19 protein-coding genes are annotated in these 19,921 nt (G+C 54.4%); 8 read left to right on the forward strand and 11 right to left on the reverse strand.

Annotated elements, in window-relative coordinates:
- Positions 1-398: 398 nt before the first annotated feature.
- The 5 genes from dps to glnQ all read left to right on the forward strand — a co-directional run bounded on the left by dps (position 399) and on the right by glnQ (position 4,005).
- A complete protein-coding gene (gene dps, locus KAJ71_RS12715) occupies positions 399-902 on the forward strand; it encodes a DNA starvation/stationary phase protection protein Dps (protein ID WP_248946064.1) in 504 nt (167 codons plus the stop codon).
- Between the two features lie 146 nt (positions 903-1,048).
- On the forward strand, positions 1,049-1,315 hold the full coding sequence (locus KAJ71_RS12720) for a DksA/TraR family C4-type zinc finger protein (RefSeq protein ID WP_248946065.1): 267 nt from the start codon (positions 1,049-1,051) through the stop codon (positions 1,313-1,315).
- A 337-nt stretch (positions 1,316-1,652) separates the two neighbouring features.
- On the forward strand, positions 1,653-2,396 hold the full coding sequence (gene glnH / locus KAJ71_RS12725) for a glutamine ABC transporter substrate-binding protein GlnH (protein WP_248946066.1): 744 nt from the start codon (positions 1,653-1,655) through the stop codon (positions 2,394-2,396).
- Positions 2,397-2,626: 230 nt separating this feature from the next.
- Positions 2,627-3,286, forward strand: a complete 660-nt coding sequence (gene glnP, locus KAJ71_RS12730; RefSeq protein ID WP_024527506.1) for a glutamine ABC transporter permease GlnP — start codon at positions 2,627-2,629, stop codon at positions 3,284-3,286.
- The gene (glnQ, locus tag KAJ71_RS12735; RefSeq protein ID WP_248946067.1) at positions 3,283-4,005 is read left to right on the forward strand and encodes a glutamine ABC transporter ATP-binding protein GlnQ; all 723 of its coding nucleotides are present in this window, start codon (positions 3,283-3,285) and stop codon (positions 4,003-4,005) included. The genes glnP and glnQ overlap by 4 nt, the downstream gene beginning before the upstream one ends.
- A gap of 58 nt (positions 4,006-4,063) precedes the next feature.
- On the opposite strand, the gene KAJ71_RS12740 is transcribed toward glnQ, so the two are convergent.
- From KAJ71_RS12740 to KAJ71_RS12760, 5 genes are all read right to left on the reverse strand, one after another.
- Positions 4,064-5,368, reverse strand: coding sequence for a methyl-accepting chemotaxis protein (locus tag KAJ71_RS12740; RefSeq protein ID WP_248946068.1), 1,305 nt, complete (start codon positions 5,366-5,368; stop codon positions 4,064-4,066).
- A gap of 283 nt (positions 5,369-5,651) precedes the next feature.
- On the reverse strand, positions 5,652-6,617 hold the full coding sequence (rlmF, locus tag KAJ71_RS12745; protein ID WP_248946069.1) for a 23S rRNA (adenine(1618)-N(6))-methyltransferase RlmF: 966 nt from the start codon (positions 6,615-6,617) through the stop codon (positions 5,652-5,654).
- A gap of 143 nt (positions 6,618-6,760) precedes the next feature.
- Positions 6,761-7,714 (reverse strand): DNA-binding protein YbiB, encoded by a 954-nt coding sequence (gene ybiB / locus KAJ71_RS12750; protein WP_248946070.1) that lies wholly within the window; start codon positions 7,712-7,714, stop codon positions 6,761-6,763.
- A gap of 37 nt (positions 7,715-7,751) precedes the next feature.
- Positions 7,752-8,384, reverse strand: a complete 633-nt coding sequence (locus KAJ71_RS12755; protein ID WP_248946071.1) for an FMN-binding negative transcriptional regulator — start codon at positions 8,382-8,384, stop codon at positions 7,752-7,754.
- A gap of 247 nt (positions 8,385-8,631) precedes the next feature.
- Positions 8,632-10,050 carry an MFS transporter gene (locus KAJ71_RS12760; protein WP_248946072.1) on the reverse strand — a complete coding sequence of 473 codons (1,419 nt, stop codon included), beginning with the start codon at positions 10,048-10,050 and terminating at the stop codon, positions 8,632-8,634.
- 98 nt (positions 10,051-10,148) lie between these two features.
- Here KAJ71_RS12760 and KAJ71_RS12765 point away from each other — a divergent pair, with 98 nt between their 5' ends.
- Complete coding sequence (locus tag KAJ71_RS12765; protein WP_248946073.1) at positions 10,149-10,979, forward strand: helix-turn-helix transcriptional regulator; 831 nt, start codon at positions 10,149-10,151, stop codon at positions 10,977-10,979.
- Between the two features lies 1 nt (position 10,980).
- Here KAJ71_RS12765 and KAJ71_RS12770 read toward each other — a convergent pair whose 3' ends face one another.
- Positions 10,981-11,610, reverse strand: coding sequence for a LysE family translocator (locus KAJ71_RS12770; RefSeq protein ID WP_248946074.1), 630 nt, complete (start codon positions 11,608-11,610; stop codon positions 10,981-10,983).
- Between the two features lie 73 nt (positions 11,611-11,683).
- Entirely contained in the window at positions 11,684-13,885 is a 2,202-nt protein-coding gene (gene dinG / locus KAJ71_RS12775; protein WP_248946075.1) for an ATP-dependent DNA helicase DinG, read from the reverse strand.
- A gap of 367 nt (positions 13,886-14,252) precedes the next feature.
- Between dinG and ompC the strand changes: the two genes are divergently transcribed.
- Positions 14,253-15,347, forward strand: a complete 1,095-nt coding sequence (gene ompC, locus KAJ71_RS12780; protein WP_248946076.1) for a porin OmpC — start codon at positions 14,253-14,255, stop codon at positions 15,345-15,347.
- Positions 15,348-15,539: 192 nt separating this feature from the next.
- On the forward strand, positions 15,540-16,376 hold the full coding sequence (locus tag KAJ71_RS12785) for a GNAT family N-acetyltransferase (protein ID WP_248946077.1): 837 nt from the start codon (positions 15,540-15,542) through the stop codon (positions 16,374-16,376).
- A 46-nt stretch (positions 16,377-16,422) separates the two neighbouring features.
- Here KAJ71_RS12785 and KAJ71_RS12790 read toward each other — a convergent pair whose 3' ends face one another.
- From KAJ71_RS12790 to KAJ71_RS12805, 4 genes are all read right to left on the reverse strand, one after another.
- Positions 16,423-16,734: a branched-chain amino acid transport AzlD family protein gene (locus tag KAJ71_RS12790; protein ID WP_248946078.1), complete on the reverse strand. Its 312-nt coding sequence runs from the start codon at positions 16,732-16,734 to the stop codon at positions 16,423-16,425.
- Complete coding sequence (locus tag KAJ71_RS12795; protein WP_248946079.1) at positions 16,731-17,438, reverse strand: AzlC family ABC transporter permease; 708 nt, start codon at positions 17,436-17,438, stop codon at positions 16,731-16,733. Before KAJ71_RS12795 ends, KAJ71_RS12790 begins: the two co-directional genes overlap by 4 nt.
- A 70-nt stretch (positions 17,439-17,508) precedes the next feature.
- Positions 17,509-18,354, reverse strand: a complete 846-nt coding sequence (locus KAJ71_RS12800; RefSeq protein WP_248946080.1) for an AraC family transcriptional regulator — start codon at positions 18,352-18,354, stop codon at positions 17,509-17,511.
- A 30-nt stretch (positions 18,355-18,384) separates the two neighbouring features.
- Positions 18,385-19,839, reverse strand: a complete 1,455-nt coding sequence (locus KAJ71_RS12805) for an MFS transporter (RefSeq protein WP_248946081.1) — start codon at positions 19,837-19,839, stop codon at positions 18,385-18,387.
- Positions 19,840-19,921 lie beyond the last annotated feature (82 nt).

Below are 19,921 nucleotides of genomic sequence, written 5' to 3' on the forward strand. Positions count from 1 at the left end.
CTGAAACCTTGAAAAACGTTTCTTATCAATACCTAGTAGACCATAAAGTATGCCATACGCCTTTCCACTGAAAATATCCAGCGGTTATTACCTATTTATTTAATCGCCCTTTTCGCCCTGCAAAATAAAATTAAGCTGCTATAATTTCTCCCGTAACAAAATAGGAAGAATACCTTATGGATTTTAAGTTGCAGCTAGGCGACAAGCTATCTCATCCCCAGGAGCTTACGTTTAGTAAGTGACTGGGGTGTGACAAATCTGTCGGGAACAGATTTGAACGCTGTACACAGCGGCCCCGAAGGGGTGAGGTCCAGGGATGGGCCGAGTAGCTGTGCAGGTAACAACGCTGCAGCTTGAAAGACGACGGGTATACACCCATCAAGAAGAGGATATCTATTATGAGTACCGCTAAACTGGTGAAAACGAAATCTTCTGACCTGTTGTACACACGGAATGACGTGGATGAGAAAACCAAGCAAGCCGCAATCAAGGCGCTGAACTATCAGGTTGTGCAGTTTATCGATCTGTCGTTGATCACCAAGCAGGCGCATTGGAACATGCGTGGTGCCAATTTTATTGCCGTGCATGAAATGCTCGACGGCTTCCGCACCGCCATCACCGACCATCAGGATACTTTTGCAGAACGTGTCGTACAGCTCGGTGGCGTCGCGCTGGGAACGGTACAGGTGGTGAATGACAAAACCCCGCTGAAAAGCTATCCCACCAATATTCACAGCGTGCAAGATCACCTGAAAGCGCTGGCCGATCGTTATGCGGCCGTCGCCAACGATATCCGTAAAGCCATCACGGAAGTTCCGGATGAAGACACTGCAGACATGTTCACCGCCGCATCGCGCGATCTGGACAAGTTCCTGTGGTTTATCGAATCCAATATCGAATAAACCCAGGTATCTTTACGCTAAACAACAGGTTGTGGGCCTTGCCCCAGCCTGTTTTTTTTATCTGCAAGACAGGTTGTATAAAAAACACGCTGGATTACACTGGATATTATTCAACCAGCATTCACAGGTTCACTAATGAGGTAGGCATGGCAGGCGGATGGACAGCGGACGGCGCGGTGCAGGATCAAATCGACTCAACGGTAGATGATGCCGTGCAACGTGCTCGTCAGGCCCTCGGCCACGGCGAAAGCGAACAATATTGCCAGGAATGCGGCGCAGAGATCCCGCAAGCACGGCGTCTGGCACTGCAAGGAGTGCGTTACTGTGTCAACTGCCAGGCGGAGTTGGATAAAAAACAGGCCGACAGCACTCTGTTCAATCGCCGGGGCAGCAAAGACAGCCAGTTACGTTAGCCAAATCCCTGCTGCAAACACACCGGTTTGCACCAAATGAAATCGGACTATGGCTATAAAGTTAGAGTTAGTTATCATTATTGATCGATAATTGTTAATTATCGGTTGTTTCCCGGCTATTGTTTAGTTGATGATAGCTCAGTTGCACCACCATGGTCGCATTGCACCATTTTGGTGCCCATCAGTGGTGCATAAAAATTATAATGGGCAATCCAAACCCAACATCACAACACAACCCCTTGTTTTTATAATGATTGCAAACTTGGCACGATTCTTCCATAGCACAAAATGCAACATAAAAAATGGGTAATCCGCAACCTGTACAGGAATTTCTCTCATGAAGTCTATTTTTAAAGTTTCCCTGGCCGCACTTTCCCTGGCCTTTGCCGTTAGCTCTCACGCAGCAGACAAGCTGGTTGTCGCCACGGACACCGCTTTCGTACCATTTGAATTCAAACAAGGTGACCAATACGTTGGTTTCGATATCGACTTGTGGGCAGCGATTGCCAAAGAGCTGAAGCTGGATTACACCCTGAAGCCAATGGACTTTAGCGGCATCATTCCTGCGCTGCAAACCAAGAACGTCGATCTGGCGCTGGCCGGTATCACCATCACCGACGAACGCAAAAAAGCGATCGACTTCTCCGACGGCTACTACAAAAGCGGCCTGCTGGTGATGGTCAACGCTAACAACGACAGCGTGAAAGGCATCCAGGATCTGGACGGCAAAGTAGTAGCAGTGAAGAGCGGCACCGGCTCGGTGGACTACGCCAAGCAGCACATCAAAACCAAAGATCTGCGTCAGTTCCCGAACATCGACAACGCCTATATGGAACTGGGCACCAAGCGTGCTGACGCCGTGCTGCACGATACGCCAAACATCCTGTATTTCATCAAAACCGCAGGTGCTGGCAAGTTCAAAACCGTAGGCGAATCCCTTGAAGCCCAGCAGTATGGCATCGCTTTCCCGAAAGGCAGCGACGAGCTGCGCGAAAAAGTCAACGGCGCACTGAAAACCCTGCGCGAAAACGGGACTTACAACGAAATCTACAAAAAATGGTTTGGTACCGAACCTAAGTAATTTATTGAACTGATATTTTACCCTATGGATTTCAAGTCGTAGCTAGGCGACAAACTATCTCATCCCCAGGAGCTTACTTTTCGTAATTGACTGGGGTGAGATTGTGCAGATAACAACGCTACGGCTTGAAAGACGACGGGTAAATTGATTGAGCACAGGGGAGGTATACCCGCCCCCTGTGCTTTGTTGTTTATTGATCCCTTTGCTTGGGATCACCGGGAGATAACACTATGCAATTCGACTGGAGCGCCATTTGGCCCGCCATCCCAATTTTGTTAGAAGGTGCCAAGATGACCCTGTGGATTTCGGTCCTCGGTCTGATTGGCGGCCTGATCATCGGCCTGGTTGCCGGTTTCGCCCGCACCTATGGCGGCTGGATCGCCAACCATGTGGCACTGGTATTCATTGAAGTGATCCGCGGTACGCCAATTGTGGTACAGGTGATGTTTATCTACTTCGCCTTGCCAATGGCCTTTAGCGATTTCCGCATTGATCCTTTCACCGCCGCCGTAGTCACCATCATGATCAACTCCGGTGCCTATATTGCGGAAATTACCCGTGGTGCGGTGTTGTCGATCCACAGTGGTTTCCGTGAGGCAGGTCTAGCACTGGGGCTGTCGCGCCGCGAAACCATCCGCTATGTGATCATGCCGTTGGCACTGCGCCGTATGCTGCCGCCGTTGGGTAACCAATGGATCATCAGCATCAAGGATACTTCGCTGTTCATCGTGATTGGGGTAGCGGAACTGACCCGCCAGGGGCAGGAAATTATTGCCGGTAACTTCCGCGCGCTGGAGATCTGGAGCGCCGTAGCGGTGATTTACCTGATCATTACTTTGATGCTTAGCTTCGTGCTGCGTCGTCTGGAAAGAAGGATGAAAATCCTGTGATTGAATTTAAAAACGTCTCCAAGCACTTTGGCCAGACCCAGGTGCTGCACAATATCGATCTGAATATCAAACAGGGTGAAGTGGTGGTGATCATCGGGCCTTCTGGCTCCGGTAAATCAACCCTGCTGCGCTGCATTAACAAGCTGGAAGAGATCACCAGCGGCGAACTGGTGGTAGACGGCCTGAAGGTAAACGATCCGAAGGTGGATGATCGTCTGATCCGCCAAGAAGCCGGTATGGTGTTCCAACAGTTCTACCTGTTCCCACATCTGACAGCACTGGAAAACGTCGCCTTTGGCCCTATTCGTGTACGGGGTATGAAGAAGGCAGAAGCCGAGAAGCATGCGCGTGTGCTGTTAGCCAAGGTGGGTCTGGCTGAACGTGCTCACCACTACCCTTCCGAGCTGTCCGGCGGACAACAGCAGCGGGTTGCCATTGCCCGGGCGTTGGCGGTGAAGCCCAAAATGATGTTGTTCGATGAACCAACCTCGGCGCTCGATCCGGAACTGCGTCACGAAGTGCTGAAAGTGATGCAGGATCTGGCCGAAGAAGGCATGACGATGGTGATCGTGACTCACGAAGTCGGCTTTGCCGAAAAAGTGGCCTCACGCCTGATCTTCATCGACAAAGGCCGGATCGCCCAAGATGGCAATCCCCATGACCTGATCAACAACCCGCCAAGCCCACGCCTGCGCGAGTTCTTGCAGCACGTTTCCTGATCTAAATAAGCCTGGCAGGCACATATTTGGTGCCTGCCAGCTTTCACTGCTCCCCACTTCAGTGGATCACATCGCTTTGTTTGACGGAAGTAAACGCCTGCATCAGCTTGACCACATCCTGCATACCCACATTGACCTGATTGATCACCTCACCAGCATCCTTGGCTAGCGCCACGCCGCCGCCCGCCTGTTCCACACAGGTCACCATCTTGTTGATTGCCGCCGTCACCCCTTGCTGAATAGTTTTGGTGACTTGCTCAATCTCGCTGGCGGCTTTACGGGATTGCTCGGCCAAGGTACGCACCTCATTAGCCACTACAGAGAAACCGCGCCCATGCTCGCCCGCATGCGCCGCTTCGATCGAGGCGTTAATCGCCAGTAGATTGGTCTGGGCGGCAATTTTGCGGATCGCCTCAACCATGTTGCCAATCTGTTGCGAACAGCGCCCCAAGTCGCTGACTACGTCCGAAGTCTGCCGGGCGGCCATCTCCACCTGCTGCATCCCCTGCACCGCCTGCTGAACAATGATCGCCCCTTGAGCAGCGGTTTTATCGGTTCCCATGGAGAGATGGTGAACATTTCGCACCATTTCCTCTTCATGCTGCTGTTGGAACGTCTGGCGAGTGATGTCCTGGGCGATTTTCACCACCTTTAATACCCGCCCTTCATTGTCGATGATTGGGTTATAGCTGGCCTCTAACCACACCCGTTCCCCACGCCGGTTGATACGCTCGAAGCGCCCGGTCAAAAACTCCCCCTGGGCCAGCCGTTGCCAGTGCTGATGATAATCGTCAGAGTTAGCGAACTCCGGCGTACAGAGAATGCTGTGTGCCTGGCCGCACGCCTCTTCCAGCCGATAGCCCATCAGATCGAGCATATTGTCGTTGGCATCCAGAATAATGCCGGTTGGCGAGAAAGTGATCATCGCCATCGAGCGGTTCAGCGCCGTTAACAGGCTCTGATGTTCCTGGGCCTGAGTGATACGACTGGTCACCTCGCTGGCGATCTTGATGATCTCCACTACCTCGCCGTGTTTATTTAATACCGGGGTATAAGTCCCCTGTAGCCAGACCACTTCACCGTCCTTGCGAATACGTCTGATATTATCGGTAATGGCTTCGCCGCTATTTAATTTTTGCCAATGGCGCTGATAGGCCGGACTGGCGACGTAGTTTGGATCGCAGAAAATACGATGATGCTGACCAATCACTTCCTGACGCTCGAACCCCATGGTTTGCAAGAACAGATCGTTGGCACGTAATACGGTGCCATCGGGTTTAAATACGATCATCGCTACTGCATCTTCAATGGCACCTAATTCGGCACGCCATGGGTTATTTGACTGACCTAGGTTTAAAAACATCGGGTAAATCCTTCTGGCAGATGGAGTTAACAGCAAGCCCCCCTATTTTTATACAATCTCTTGCTCACCACTAAACGCGCGATCTCCCTGAAAATGGCGCACGACAATGCTCCAGATTAACTGGATAAAAATATTTTATTCAGCAATGTAATTATTGTTTTTTTAACTAATTATCAACATGGGATTTTATTAACAGTATTGAGGATAACGCAAGCCAGACAGAATGAAAGGAACGACAGAATAAATAATCGTTGCCAGCACGATCGCTGGCAACGGTCGGCAATTATTGCCAGCGTTCTGCCGCCCAGGCGGCTTGCTGCTCGGCATCAAGGAAGGTCCAGGCCACAAAACGGCTAATCTTTTGCCCCTGCGCCATTTCTATGGTGCGCACCTCTGCGGCCCCGGCCTGCTTGAGTGCATAATAAATGGCAGGCAGCGTGGTGTTTTTAGAGATCAGCGAGGTGAACCACAGGCAGTTCTTCGCTTTGCCGACGCTCTCTTCAACCATCTTGCGTACAAAAGCCTCTTCGCCTCCTTCACACCACAGCTCGTTGTTCTTGCCGCCAAAGTTCTGCACCGGCTTTTCCGCCACAGCCCCTTTGCCCAACTTATGTAACTTGAGGCGTGTGCTGGCGCGCGCTTCCTGCTCTGAACCGTGGAACGGCGGGTTACACAAGGTAGCATCGAAGCGCTCGGCAACACCGATAATGCCGTTGAAGATACACTCCTGCTGTTTCTGCTGGCGCAGGCGCACGGTATTTTTTAACGTCGGGTTCATGGTCACGATCATCTTGGCGGCCCCCAGCGAGACCGGATCGGTTTCCGAGCCGGTAAAGCGCCAGCCATATTCGCGCTGGCCGATGATCGGGTAAATGCAGTTGGCCCCCACGCCGATATCCAGGATCGCCACACCTTTACCTCGCGGGATCTCGCCACCGTTGCTGGTCGCCAGCAGATCGGCCAGGTGATGTAGATAGTCGGCTCGCCCTGGGATCGGCGGGCAGAGATAGTCGGCCGGAATATCCCAATGTTCGATGCCGTAAAAGTGTAGCAACAGCGCACGGTTGAGCATTTTCACTGCGGCAGGATCGGCAAAATCCACCGAGATATCGCCCCAGGCGTTGGGTTTGACAAAAGGTTCCAAGCCCGGACAGGTGGCGATCAAGGTAGGGAAATCATAGCGTGAGCGATGGCGATTGCGCGGATGCAGGCCGCTTTTCTGCTGCGGGAAACTTTTCTTTTTTTCCACCGTGACGGGCTCTCTGAAAGGGTTTTCTGGCGCGTAAGATAGCATAAAGCCCGGCGAGGCGCTTGTGGTAGTGGAGTAACGCCCCTCACCCTAACCTTCTGCCTAAAGAGAGGGGTACGATCAAGTGGAAAACCATGGGCAGATTAACGCAGCCTGTCTAATCCCTGCTCCAACGTTTCCACTTGGCCGGTCGCGACCAGACAGCAGGCAACCTGCCGAGCGATAGGCTCGGGAATGGCAACCTCACCAGCCAGACAACGTTCCGTCCAACGCGCCGTGGTCGCGGCATCCTTAGCAGCGGGCACCTCAGCTAACGCATCCTGTTCTGGCCGCTCCAGCAAAATCTGCGGCTCACCACCGACGATATAGTGGATTTTGGGACAGCGTTGCGGATTGGCATAGGCCTCCCCTTCGGTGCCATGCATCAGTAATCCCCGCGCACCGATCTGGCAGAAAAACGAGGCAACGCGATCGACGTATTCCGGATGAGAAACGCTGGCGATACGCAGCACGTCATGCTCACCAAACGGCGTCGCCAATTTTGCCAAGGTGTGGGCGCTGTTACGCACCCCCATCTTCCAGCGCAGGCCAAGCTGATTTTCCAACGCTGGCGCAAGCGCCGACACTGGGATAAACACCGCATCTCCGTCATCCAAACGCCATTGTGCGGCCTGAGGATCTTCAGACCAAGGCACCCCAAGCTCGCGGAAAATTTCTGCGCTGGTGACGCGCGTGCTGTCGTTCACTACGCCGTGCACCACTACCGGCAACCCTACCCTGGCCAGCAATAGCGCCAGTAACGGCGTCAGATTGGCCTGTTTACGAGCGCCGTTGTAACTGGGTAACACCACCGGCATCGGGCGGCCCTGCGGGGGTTGCAGCCGCATCACCTGCTGTTGCATCGCCTGATAGAAACCAAGCATCTCTTCCTCGGCCTCCCCCTTGATACGCATGGCGATCAGGATGGCTCCCAACTCCAGTGCCGGCACGGCATCGGCCAGCATCGCCTGGTAAAGCTCAAAAGCCGTTTGCCGATCCAGATCGCGCGCATGGTTCTTGCCACGGCCTATTTCTTTGATAATTTTGCTGTAATCCATCGCTCGCTCCACTGATTCGGTTTGCGATAAGCATACCTTATCCGCGGCGGCGCTCAACCTCCGTTGCGAGCCGTTGTTGGCTATCGTCACCGGTTCGCAGCCCGTCGATCAGCCCGTCGATATCGGCGGCGGTGCGGTTCTGGCTCATTTTCCATTTTCCTTCGCGACGAGTGACGGCGATCTCGATGCCAATAATGCCTTTGATGTTGGCGGCAATATACTCCGCTGGCGCATCGTCAAGATGCCAAGGTTGCGGCTGGTTGCCTTCATGCACCGCTGTCAGCTGTGTCAGCAGCTGGCGCAGCCAGGCGCTATCTTGCGTGACCGTTGGCGTTCCCCACATGTGTACGGCGGCATAATTCCAGGTCGGCACCGCTTTGCCGGTGCGCCGCTTGGTTTCATACCATCCCGGCGAGATATAGCCTTCGGCCCCCTGAAACACTACCAGGCATTCTTGCCCGGCTTTCAACACCGACCAATGTGGATTGCCTCGCGACAGATGCGCCCTGAGCGTCACCTGCCCCTGCTCATCGGTATCAATAAGAAAGGGGATCGGATCGGCCATCAACCCCTGTGGCCCCTGGCTAACGATCAGCCCCAGCGGATTGGCGCGTACCAAGGCTATCTGAGCATCTAAATCATCTTCGCGGAATGACTCTATTTGATACATGGCTTAGATTTTCCTTGTGGATTGGGGCTTGCTGGACATAGCGAGATTTACCCATCCTAGCGGATTAAGATAGTATCCGTAACCTTACAATGGAATGGTGTATTCCCCATCAAACATGGAATGAAAAATGGAAATCTATCTCGCTCTGACCGCGACACCGTGGTGCGGGTCTGGGCCGTGATGACCTATAACCGCTTTAGGTTGGTAATTAGCCATGCAGCGCCGGGCAAACCGGCGCGATAATGCTTTAACCGCCCCTGCCTAGTTGCCGGTGGGTGTAGAACAGCAAAATCAAAGCAATCAGCATCGCCAGCAGGTTGTAGCCCATAGCGCCAGCAAAGGCTCTGGCATAGTGCTGTGGCTCTGCCCCCCCGGCCAGCAGCGGAACAAAGAACATGCCGCTGGCCGCAATCCCCAACGCGCCACCGACCTGTTGCACCGTTGACACCAAGCCTGCCGCCATACCGGCCTGATGCTCTTTAGCCAGGCCAAGCACCCAATTAAGCAAGGGCGTCATACTCAATGCCTGACCAAAGCCCAAAATCATCAGGCCGGGTAAAAGTTGCAGTGGACGGTTGAGTGCAGAGCCCCATAGCAACTGTGCTACCAGCACTATCAGCCCACAGGCGTAAACCGCCACGCCACCGGCCAAGACGCTATTCCCCCAACGTTGTACCCAGCCCGGTGCCAAAAAAGATGCCAGCATAAAGGCGGCGCTGGCCGGAGCGAACAGGCAACCCGCCTGAAACGGCGTCAGCCCCATTCCGGCCTGTAACAGCAGAGCAAAACAGAGAAAGAATGAGGATGCGGTGGAGTAAATCGCCAGCACAATTACCGTGCCGAGGGCAAAATAACCTTGGCGAAACAGCGCCGGATCGAGCACCGCATCACCGGAGTGACGGGCAAGTTGCCGTTCCCAACGGACAAACCAGCCTAACAGCGCCACCGCTAGCACCATCATCGGCACAGTCCACCAAGGCCAGTGGCGTGATGGGCCTTCCAGTAACGGAAACAGTAACAGTAGCAAACCGCAAGCGGCCAGCAGCAGGCCTTTAGCATCCAGCCGTTGCGCCTGTGCCAGCCTGGATTCAGGAATATGTCGTGCCGCCATCACCGCCAGCACACCAATCGGCAGATTGATCAGAAAGATCATGCGCCAACTGCTGCCCAGAATATTAGCCTCAATAATAAAACCGCCCAACACCTGGCCACAAATCGCCGCCAGCCCCAGCGTCATCCCCAAACGAGCGAAGGCGCGCCGCCGCTGCTCTTCGCCATACAGTACGCGCAATAAGGCATAGATTTGCGGGAACAACAGCGCAGCCGCTGCACCTTGCAAAAAGCGGGCAACAATCAGCACCCACAGCGAACCCGCCAGACCACAAAGCATCGAGGTCAGTGCAAAAACCAACATACCGTAGCTAAACATACGCCGCCGGCCGAAACGGTCCCCCAATCGCCCACCGGCAATCAGCAAAATGCCGAAAGCCAGTTCATAACCGGCGATAATCAGCCCAACCCCGGCAAAGCTGGCGTTGAACTGTTGCTGGATCACCGGCACCGCCACGTTAACCACAAACAAATCGAACATGGTGACAAACCCACCGAGTAGCAACACCGGTAGCCCCGGTAATCTGGCCTTTCTGTCAGACAAGGTATGCTCCATAACGCCTCCTGATAACATCATGGCGGCAGTATGGAACATGCTTTAAACTGTTACTATATAGCCAGTTATACTATTACTGAGAGTAACAGGATTAGCCAATGCCACCACGTACCCTTAACCGCACTCGCCAAGAGTTGGCAGACTTTCTGCGTATGAAGCGTGAAAAACTCTCTCCCCAGGCCGTTGGCCTGCCGAGCGGCACGCGACGGCGCACGCCAGGGTTAAGGCGTGAAGAGGTTGCCGCCTTGGCTGGCGTGGGCCTGACTTGGTACACCTGGCTGGAACAAGGGCGGGAAATCAACGCTTCGGTGGAGTTTCTGGAGGATCTGGCGCGGGTTCTGAAGCTGGATGCGACCGAACGCTATCATCTGTTTTTACTGGCACATCAGCGGCCACCGGTGGTCGCGGGCCATCAATGGTGCCAGGTCACGCCCTTGGTACGCCGTTTGCTGGACGATCTCACCCTGCGCCCGGCCTATGTGATGAACCTGAGCTGGGATATTATCGCCTGGAACCCGGCGGCAGACCGCCTGTTTGCCATCGCTGAGCGTCAGCCGCAGCAACGCAATATGCTGTGGATGCTGTTTGCCGACCCCAAACTCAATCAGCGGTTAATGGGATGGCAGGAGCAGGCCCCGCAAATCCTGGCTAGCTTTCGCCGTGATTACGCTCGCGCCCCGCAAGATGCCACCATGTTGCAACGCATTCAGGCTCTGAGCGATGTTTCCCCCCAATTTCGCCAGCTGTGGCAGCAGCACAATATTCATGGCCGCTGCCAGGGGCAACGCACTTTCTTCGTTGAAGGGGCAGGCGAAGTGACGTTTGAACACGCTTCGTTTATTGTCGACGAAGAAAACCACCTGCGGCTGGTCATGTACAGCGCAAAGCCTGATTGCCCTACCAGTGCAGCCTTTGAGGCGATGCTCTAGCTTATTTCCGGCTGTCGAAAATAAGCTTGCAAGCCAACCCGGCAAATACCCCGCCCAACAAATAATTCGGCCAACGAGCGCTGAATTGGCGGCCAGTAAAGCGACTTTTTAAACGGTTTACCACCAGGATCACGGCACCGTTAATCACCAGACCAATAGCATTCAAGATAGTGGCCAGAATCAGCATCTGTACCACCACGGAACCACTCTGCGGATTGATAAACTGCGGGAACAGCGCCAGCACAAACAGCGCCATTTTCGGATTGAGAATATTGGTCAATAATCCCTGCTGAAAAATCCGCCTTACTGATACGGCCTGTAACCCGGCGGATGCCTGCAAACTACTGCCTGTACGCAGCGTTTTCCATGCTAAATACAGTAAATAGGCCGCCCCTAACAAACGAACAGCATCATAGGCCAGCGGCAGCGCGACAAACAGTTGTGAAAGACCCAGCGCCGCCGCCAACGCGTGGCAATAGGTTCCTAGCTGTATCCCGGCTAACGAAGCGAAACCAGCGCTTCTCCCCTGGCTTAGGCTTCGGGAAGCGATCAACAGCATATCCGGGCCAGGAGTCACCGTCAGCGCAAGACAGGCACCAGCGAAGAGCAACAACGTAGATATTTCCACCATAAATCACCTGTACAAAGGGTTTTAAAAGCAAGTCCCATATTAGCTAGAAAGTTGTTTTGCCAGAATACATTTGTTAACGGGTGCGGCGGCGAGCAAACGGATTCTTGCGCTTTTTCTCTTTCTTGGCGGCCTCTGCCGCAGATTTCAATGCCGCCTTATGGGCTTTGTCCGCTTCCGGCACCTCACGCTGTTCGATCGGGAACACCGGCAGCGCCGCCAACAACCGTGAACCGTAGCTCTTGGTCAGCAAGCGCCGGTCATAAATCACGATTTCACCGTGGCACTCGTTGCTACGGATCAGGCGGCCCACCTGTTGGATCAGGTTAAACGACGCGCTTGGCAAACTCTGCACCTCAAACGGATAACGATTGAGGGATTTAAGCCATTCACCCTCGGTGAGGATCACCGGGCTGTCGATCGGCGGGAAGGCGATCTTGTGGATATGCACCTGAGTCAACAATTCACCTTTCAGATCCAAGCCCTCAGCAAATGACTGTAGCCCGACCAGCACGCTGGCAGTGCCCTTCTCTACCCGCTTACGGTGCTCTTCTACCAACCGGTAACGTGGCTGATCGCCCTGCACCAGCAACATCAGACGCAGATCGGTGACATAGCTGAGGAAGGTCTGCATCGCACGGTGGCTGCTGAACAGGATCAGCATACCCTTATGCTGGCCGCTGGCCTGCTCGCCACGGAAAAAGCGCGCCATCTCTTCCAGATGTTCGGCCTCGTTGGCCATCGCCGGTTCAAAACGCATCTTGGGAATGACGATTTTACCCTGTTCGACGTGATTAAACGGCGAAGACAGCGTTTCGAAGCGATCGCCCGCCTTCTCGCTCAGCCCGCTCATCTCTTGCAGCCGTGAAAAGCTATTCAATGAACGTAACGTTGCCGAGGTGATCACCACATGCGGCACCTTGCGCCACAGCAGTTTTTCCAACTGATCGCTGACGCGGATGCCCACGCAATGCAGATAAAGATGGGTAACATTGTCGCGCAGTTCACGCGCGATCCATTTGGAGATCGGTGCATTGGAGGATTTATCCATCGCCGCCAGCCGCCACAGCTTGCTCATCGCCTCCAGATAACCCTGCGTGCGGCTCATCTGAATAATGGCGCGATGCAGCCGCACAATATCGTGCTTGCCGGTCTGTTCACTGAGGTCATTAAGAATAAATTCGGCCAGGCCGCGCAGGCCATCCGTCAGTTTGAACAAGCGCGCACAGATCTCGACCATCTCCGCAGGCAGTTCGCCCATTTCGAAGCGATACTCAGCATTACCGCTGTCTGGCGGCAGATAAGCGTTAGCCTGATGTTCAAAAATCTGGATCAGCTCGCGCAGTTCTTCGCAGTGGTTTTTTAACCGTTCGCTATTAGCCAACCCCGGTGGATTCTTTGGCCGGTACTGCGTCATGCACTGTTCTACCTGACGCACGATCATATCGAGTTGCAGATTGGTTGACAGCGCGGTGATCTCACCATCAATCTCCAGCGCATCCCGCGCCACCTCTGGCAGATGATGGCCTTCGTCCAGCACCAGCAGCAACTCTTTCGGGTTCGGCAATACCGACTCAGTTTCCAGCGCTGCCATCACCAACGCGTGGTTGGCGACCACCACGTCGGCGGTTTCAATTTCTTTGCGGGCAATGTAAAACGGGCATTCACGAATATAGTGGCAGTTGCGCCCCAGGCAGTTGGCCTTGTCGGTACTCAACTTGCCCCATAAGGGATCGGCTATCGATAGCTGGTAATGATCGCGCAGGCCATCCCATTCATGACGAGCCAAGGCTTTCGCCAGCTTTTGGCACAGCGCCTGCTCTTCACCGCTGGATGGCGCCAGCTCGTCTTCGTCCAGGTACAGCATCAGATCGCCCTGTTCGACCACGTCGGTGCTCATCGCCGCCAGATTGCGCGGACAAACATAGCGCCCACGGCCAAACGCACCGGTGAATTTCAGATCGGGAATGATCTTTTTCAGCAGCGGTAAATCTTTGCTGTAGATCTGATCCTGCAGCGCCACATTGGCGGTACTGACCACCAACGGTTTGCTTTCGGCACGGCCAACAGCGATACCTGGGATCAGGTACGAGAGCGTTTTACCCACGCCGGTTGGCGCTTCGATCGCCAGATGGCGCGGGTAATCCCCGGCCAGAGTCTTCGCCACTTCGGCAATCATCTGCCGTTGAGGGGCACGGGAAATAAAATCCGGTATTTGCTGCTGCAGGGCTTTGTACCACTGGCCGATCTGATCTTTAACTGCGGGGGAAAGCGCCATTCAACTCTTATCTAAACGAAATGATGGCGCTATTGTCCCACAGACCGCCTGCGGCGTCAGCCCGAGTTACGGTTGGCTGGTCAACATTGCGAAACGCACCTCAAGGCCCCCCCCTTCTCCCACAGTGGGACATCGAATTTTTTGCGCATAACCTCGCATGTTTGCACAACAGAACCCCCGCCCATCTGCAACAAAAAATGCATCTCCTGGATTATTTTTCACCATTCGATATCCATTTATCTGACCTGTCATAAATACATCACACAACTGCGGTAAAAAATCTGCGCTGCGCTAGCTCCTGCAGCAAAGTAGCATCGTAATAAAACAGATGATAAGCGTCTTTCAATCGTACAAAGCAGGGAACACCATGAAACCTAATCTTCTTGCCGTTATTGCGGCACTTTTCATTGTCCAGACCGCACAGGCAGCAGAGATATACAATAAAGATGGCAATAAGCTTGATTTTTATGGCCGAGTAAAAGCACTGCACTATTTCTCTGACGATACCAGCAATGATGGTGATAAAACCTACGTGCGTATCGGCTTTAAAGGGGCAACCCAAATTAATGATATGCTGACCGGCTACGGCCAGTGGGAATATCAGATCGCCGCCAACCATAGCGAAGCAGATGGCACTAAAGACACCAAAACGCGTCTGGGTTTTGCTGGCCTGAAAGTGAAAAACTTTGGTTCATTCGACTATGGCCGTAACTACGGCGTTATTTACGACGTTGCCGCCTGGACGGACATGCTGCCGGAATTCGGCGATGACACCTATATCAAAACCGACAACTTTATGACTGGGCGCGCCAACGGCGTGGCTACCTACCGTAACAACGACTTCTTCGGCCTGGTCGACGGCCTGAAGTTCGCGTTGCAGTATCAGGGCAAGAACGAAAACGATGCCCGCGCCAACAGCAAAGCTAACGGCGACGGCTTCGGTCTGTCTTCCAGCTACGAGATCATCGATGGCGTCAGCGTAACGGGTGCATATGCCTCTTCTAACCGGACGACCGGCCAGAAACAGGGCAGTTACGGCAAGGGTGATAAAGCCAATATATGGGCAACCGGCCTGAAATATGACGCCAACAGCGTGTATCTGGCCGCCACCTATGCCGAAACCCATAACCTGACGCCAATTTCCGGTACCGCAACCATTAATAATACCTCTACCTCCGTTAGTGGGTTTGCCAATAAAACCCAGAACGTGGAAGTGGTTGCGCAATATCAGTTCGATTTTGGCCTGCGCCCGTCACTGGCTTATGTCCAGTCTAAGGCTAAAGACATTGAAAATATCGGTGACACCGACCTGGTTAAATATATTGACGTGGGCACCTACTATTACTTCAACAAAAACATGTCCACCTATGTGGATTATAAAATCAACCAACTCGATGACAACAATAAACTAGGTCTGAAAACCGACAACGTGATTGCCGTGGCTCTGACCTACCAGTTCTGATTTACGCTGTGATACATAACCACTACTGCAATTTATAGCTGCGGCTATTTCTGAAGTTACTTCGCCGGGCGAATTTGCCCGGTTTTTTCATTACTATTTTTGCTCACAAATCCGGCAGAAACAGCTTAATACTTGCCTGATTAGCCGATCGCAGCTAGATATAGAGGTCTCATCGCTGCCTTTGGAACCGCCATGCCTATCGATAGCCAGTTCGAGTTTCACACCGCCTTGCCCTACAGCAGTATGCAGTTGGCGCAAATACTCAGCCACTGTTTTGAGAACTACATTGTTCCCTTTGTGATCGACGGCGAAACCTTCAGCAGTCGCTTTGCCGCCGAAGACCTCAGCCTGAATCACAGCATTATCGTCACTCACCAGCAGCACCCGGTGGCGCTGGCCCTGATCGCGCGACGGGGCCAACATAGCCGTGTAGCGGCCTTATCTATCCGCCCGGAAATGCGTGGCAGAGGGTTAGGTAAGACGTTGATGCAGCGCATTATTGCGGATGCCCATACGCGAGGTGATCGCCGGCTTTCGCTGGAGGTGATCGCCGGTAATCAAGCGGCTCTGGCGCTGTATCAACAGGCTGGTTTAGCCATCACCCGTACGCTATTGGGATTCCATGCTCCCTTGGCAACCCCGGCCCCCTCGGCAACCTTGCAACAGATCGACCCATTGGCACTTGCCCAGCAGATGACCACAGATGGGCAACATGGCTTGCCGTGGTTGATCGCCCCAGAGTCGCTGTACAAGCTGCCCGGCACTCCGCGCGCCTTCACTCTGGATCAGCAGGCTTTTGCTTTGGTGATGCCGGGCGCACAGCAGTGCCATCTGCGTATGATTTATGTGCCGCCAGCGCTGCGCGGTCAGGGCCAGGCGCGCCGTCTGTTGCAAACACTGCAAGCACAATTTGCCCCACTGGCGCTATCGGCTAACGTGTTTGTTCCGGACGACGTCGCTCCCTTCTTCCAGCACCTTGGCTGGCGTGAAGCTCCGTTGCGTCAGTTTGAAATGACAATGGCGATGTAATGGTCTCCCCCTTGAATTATTCAGGGGGAATGTTTTGGAGCGCAGGTTACAGCAGTGTACGTAGCAGAATAAACATCAACATACTCAACACCACGACCGCCAGCGTATTGCGCAGGAAAACGGCCAGGGCAATGGCAAACACGGCTCCCCACAGATAAGGGTTTTCGGGCAGTGCTCGCCACTCATCCCCGTTGAAGGCAATGATAGGCCCGCAGATGGCGGTCAGTACCGCTGGTACCGAGAAGCTCAACAGGGTTCTCATCCGTTGCGATAAACGCACCGGCAGGCTAGGTGCCAGGAAACAGTAGCGGTTGAAGAAGACGATCACGCCCATCAACACAATGGTCAGCCAGATCATTCTTTCCCCCTGCTGCACAGCAGCCCAACCAGCATCGCCACCACGGTGGTAATAATCAAAGCCCCCGGCACCTGATAATGGTGCAGACCAATAGACAGCATCAGCGCCGTCAATACGCAGGCCAGCACCGGCAGGTTACGCACCAGCGGTACGATAATGGCGATAAAGGTCGCGGCGATCGAGAAATCCAGCCCGTAGCTATCCAGATCAATGCTGCTGGCCGCCACTACGCCGAGCAAGGTGGCAAAGAACCAGCTCAGATAAAACGCCAGCCCGGCCCCCAATGCATACCAGCGGTTGAAACGCGCCGGGCCATGATCCCCCGTCAGGGCAAACAGCTCATCGGTCAGCAAAAATGCCAGCGCGACACGCCACCTCAGCGGTAGCGGAGCAATACATTCCCGCAGGCGCAAGCCATAGAGGAAGTGCTGAGCGGTGACAAAAAAGGTGGAGATCAGGATCGCCAACATACCGGCACCGGTTTTGATCATCCCCATCGCCACCAGTTGAGAGGCCCCGGCAAACACAATCGCCGACATCCCCAACCCTTCTGCCGCCGTCAGGCCACTCTGGATCGCCATTGACCCTGCCAGGATCCCCCAGGGCAGCACCGCCAGGCACAGCGGCAGGATCGCCACCGCCCCCTGCAAGGCCGGGCGCAGGCGCAACGTTGGCGGCTCAGTGAGTGTTGATTGGTAAGTCATTATTTTCTCCTTCGAACGAAGGAGTAGAATAGCGCAGGAAAGGGGGCGAGTATTGTACCCGCTTGCGTATTTATCTCAGCGTTTTAACATAGTCGCCGGGCGTCACGCCGATGGATTTGCGGAAATGACGGTGGAAATGGCTCTGATCGTGGAAACCGCAGGCCAGTGCCGTTTCCAGCACGCTACTGCCCGCTTTTAACATCTGGCGTCCTTTGCGCAAACGCGCCTGGATCTGATAAGCATGGGGCGGTAAACCGGTCGCCTGTTGAAACTGACGCAGCAGATAATAAGGGCTTAGCCCAGCCTTCTCTGCCAATTCCAGCAGGGAGATATTGGCCTCGGGGAAATCATCCAGAAAGGCTTTGATCCGCGCTATCTGGCTTTGCGCCTTACTTTGCGTGGCAGGCTCTATGCGGCTTTTGCCGTGGCGTAGCATTAACCAGGTCAGCGCCGAAAATACCAATGTCTCTTTCACCAGGCGGTTTTCGTTGCTGCGTATCATGCCGAAGGCTAACCGCAGTTGCCCGGCTAGCCCCGCGTCCTGCACGACTGGATTAGGGAAGTACGGCGTGGCCCCGGCGACGGTTTTCAGATCGCGGGATAAGAACGCCAGCAGCTCTGGTTTGGGGTACATGGCTTGATAAGACCAGCCATCTTCGCTGGCAGAACTGCCGGTATGGATATCATCGGCGTTGACCAGGATCACACTGCCCAACGGCGCTACATGCTCGCCACCGGTACGGTAAAACCTCTGGGCCCCCTCGTCAATCACGCCAACGCAGAAACCCTCGTGGCTGTGGCGGGAGAAGCTCTGTCGGCGATAGGTGGCCTGCAACACTTCCAGCCCGCCGAGATCGTCGACGTGCATAAAGTTAGCCTTTTCCTGGTGCCCCTTCCGGCTCACACTCTCTGCCATACTTACCTTCCCCGCTGAATGAATAGCATTCTAGCACTCACCTGAACCAGACGTTTGTACAAAATTGCTCGACTCCTCGGCTGGCTGGCTAATGGCCGCACTGCGCCAGGCGCTGTAGATCGCCAACAGCGGGGCCAAGGCAAACAGCAGGAACAGCCAATGAGCAGCGGAAGCTGCGCCCTCAATGCCACCTGGCGTGGTAAATCCGGCCAGATTAGTGACCATCCCCGCCAATGCCGCGCCAAACGCCGTGGCGAACAGTTGCACCGTGGTGATGGAGGCCCCGGCGATATCCTTATCGGCCTGAGGGGCCACCTGCAAAATGCGTGTCAGCAAGTGCGGCCAGCCAAAACCGATACCGAAACCGACCAACGTCAAAGCCAGCACGATCGGCCCCAGCGCCTGCCAGTGGCCGTTAGAAGGAATTGGCATCAGCACTGCCAACCCCAGCAAACCAAGCAGCACCAGGATCGGCCCGCTGATTATCGCCAAACGGATCCCGACACCGCGCCAACCGGAGCTAAGAATTTCTGAGAGGGTCCAACCCGCTGCCATAGTGGCAGCGATATAGCCGGAAATCAGCGGTGACTGACCATGCAAGGTTTGCAAGAAGTAAGGCACAAAGATCTCGCTGGTCATGCCGATCACCAATAGCGTTACCGTAACGTACAACGAAGCCAGCGCTGAACCACGGCGCAACGCCTGATGTGGCAGCAGGCGAGCGCGGGAATGTCCCTCACGTCGGATTAACCCCATCATCAGCAACAGCGCCAACACAATACCGCCCACGTTTAGCCAACCGCTATCAGCCAGGCTGCCAGCCGACACCACCAATACCGCGCCAGCCAGCAGCAGCAATTGCATCAGCGGTAACGGCGTTGCCCGCTGCTGCGGTTTACCTTTGGGCAAGATACGGAACGTAAAGGCGGCGTACAGCACCATGATCGGCAACAGAACACCGAACGCCCAGCGCCAGGCGTTCAATTCGGCAAAAATCCCGCCGACGGCAGGCCCCACCAACGTGGCGATCCCCCACATCGCAGAGATCAGCGCCATGGCGCGTGGCCAAAGTTTCTGTTCAAACACCAGGTTAATCATCGCGTAAGACAGTGCAAAGATCAGGCCACCGCCAAACCCCTGTACCGTGCGGCCAATCAGCATCACCGGCATGGAAGGGGCCAGCGCACACAGCATCGCGCCTGCGATGAAGAACAGCGACGCCACCAGATAAGCGCTACGCGCCCCGTAGCCACTCAGCAAACGTGCCGACAGCGCCGAGCCTAATATCGAGGCCACCACAAACAGGGTAGTGTTCCAGGCATAGAGATCCAACCCACCGATATCCTGCACCACCGAAGGTAAAATGGTGGTCGCCACCAGAATATTGATCGCATGCAAGGCGACGCCGAGCGACAGTGCGATGGCACTGGCGGCATTTTTGCCGGAAAAGAGGTCGCTCCAACGGCTGTTATCATCGGTTATCACGGTTATCGTCCTGTTTTCAGAGGAATGGCATTGAGTTGATCTTGCTATTAGGCTAAATTTAACAAGCAATATCTTGGAATAA

It is taken from the genome of Serratia silvae (assembly GCF_023282985.1).
GTDB lineage: Bacteria > Pseudomonadota > Gammaproteobacteria > Enterobacterales > Enterobacteriaceae > Chania > Chania silvae.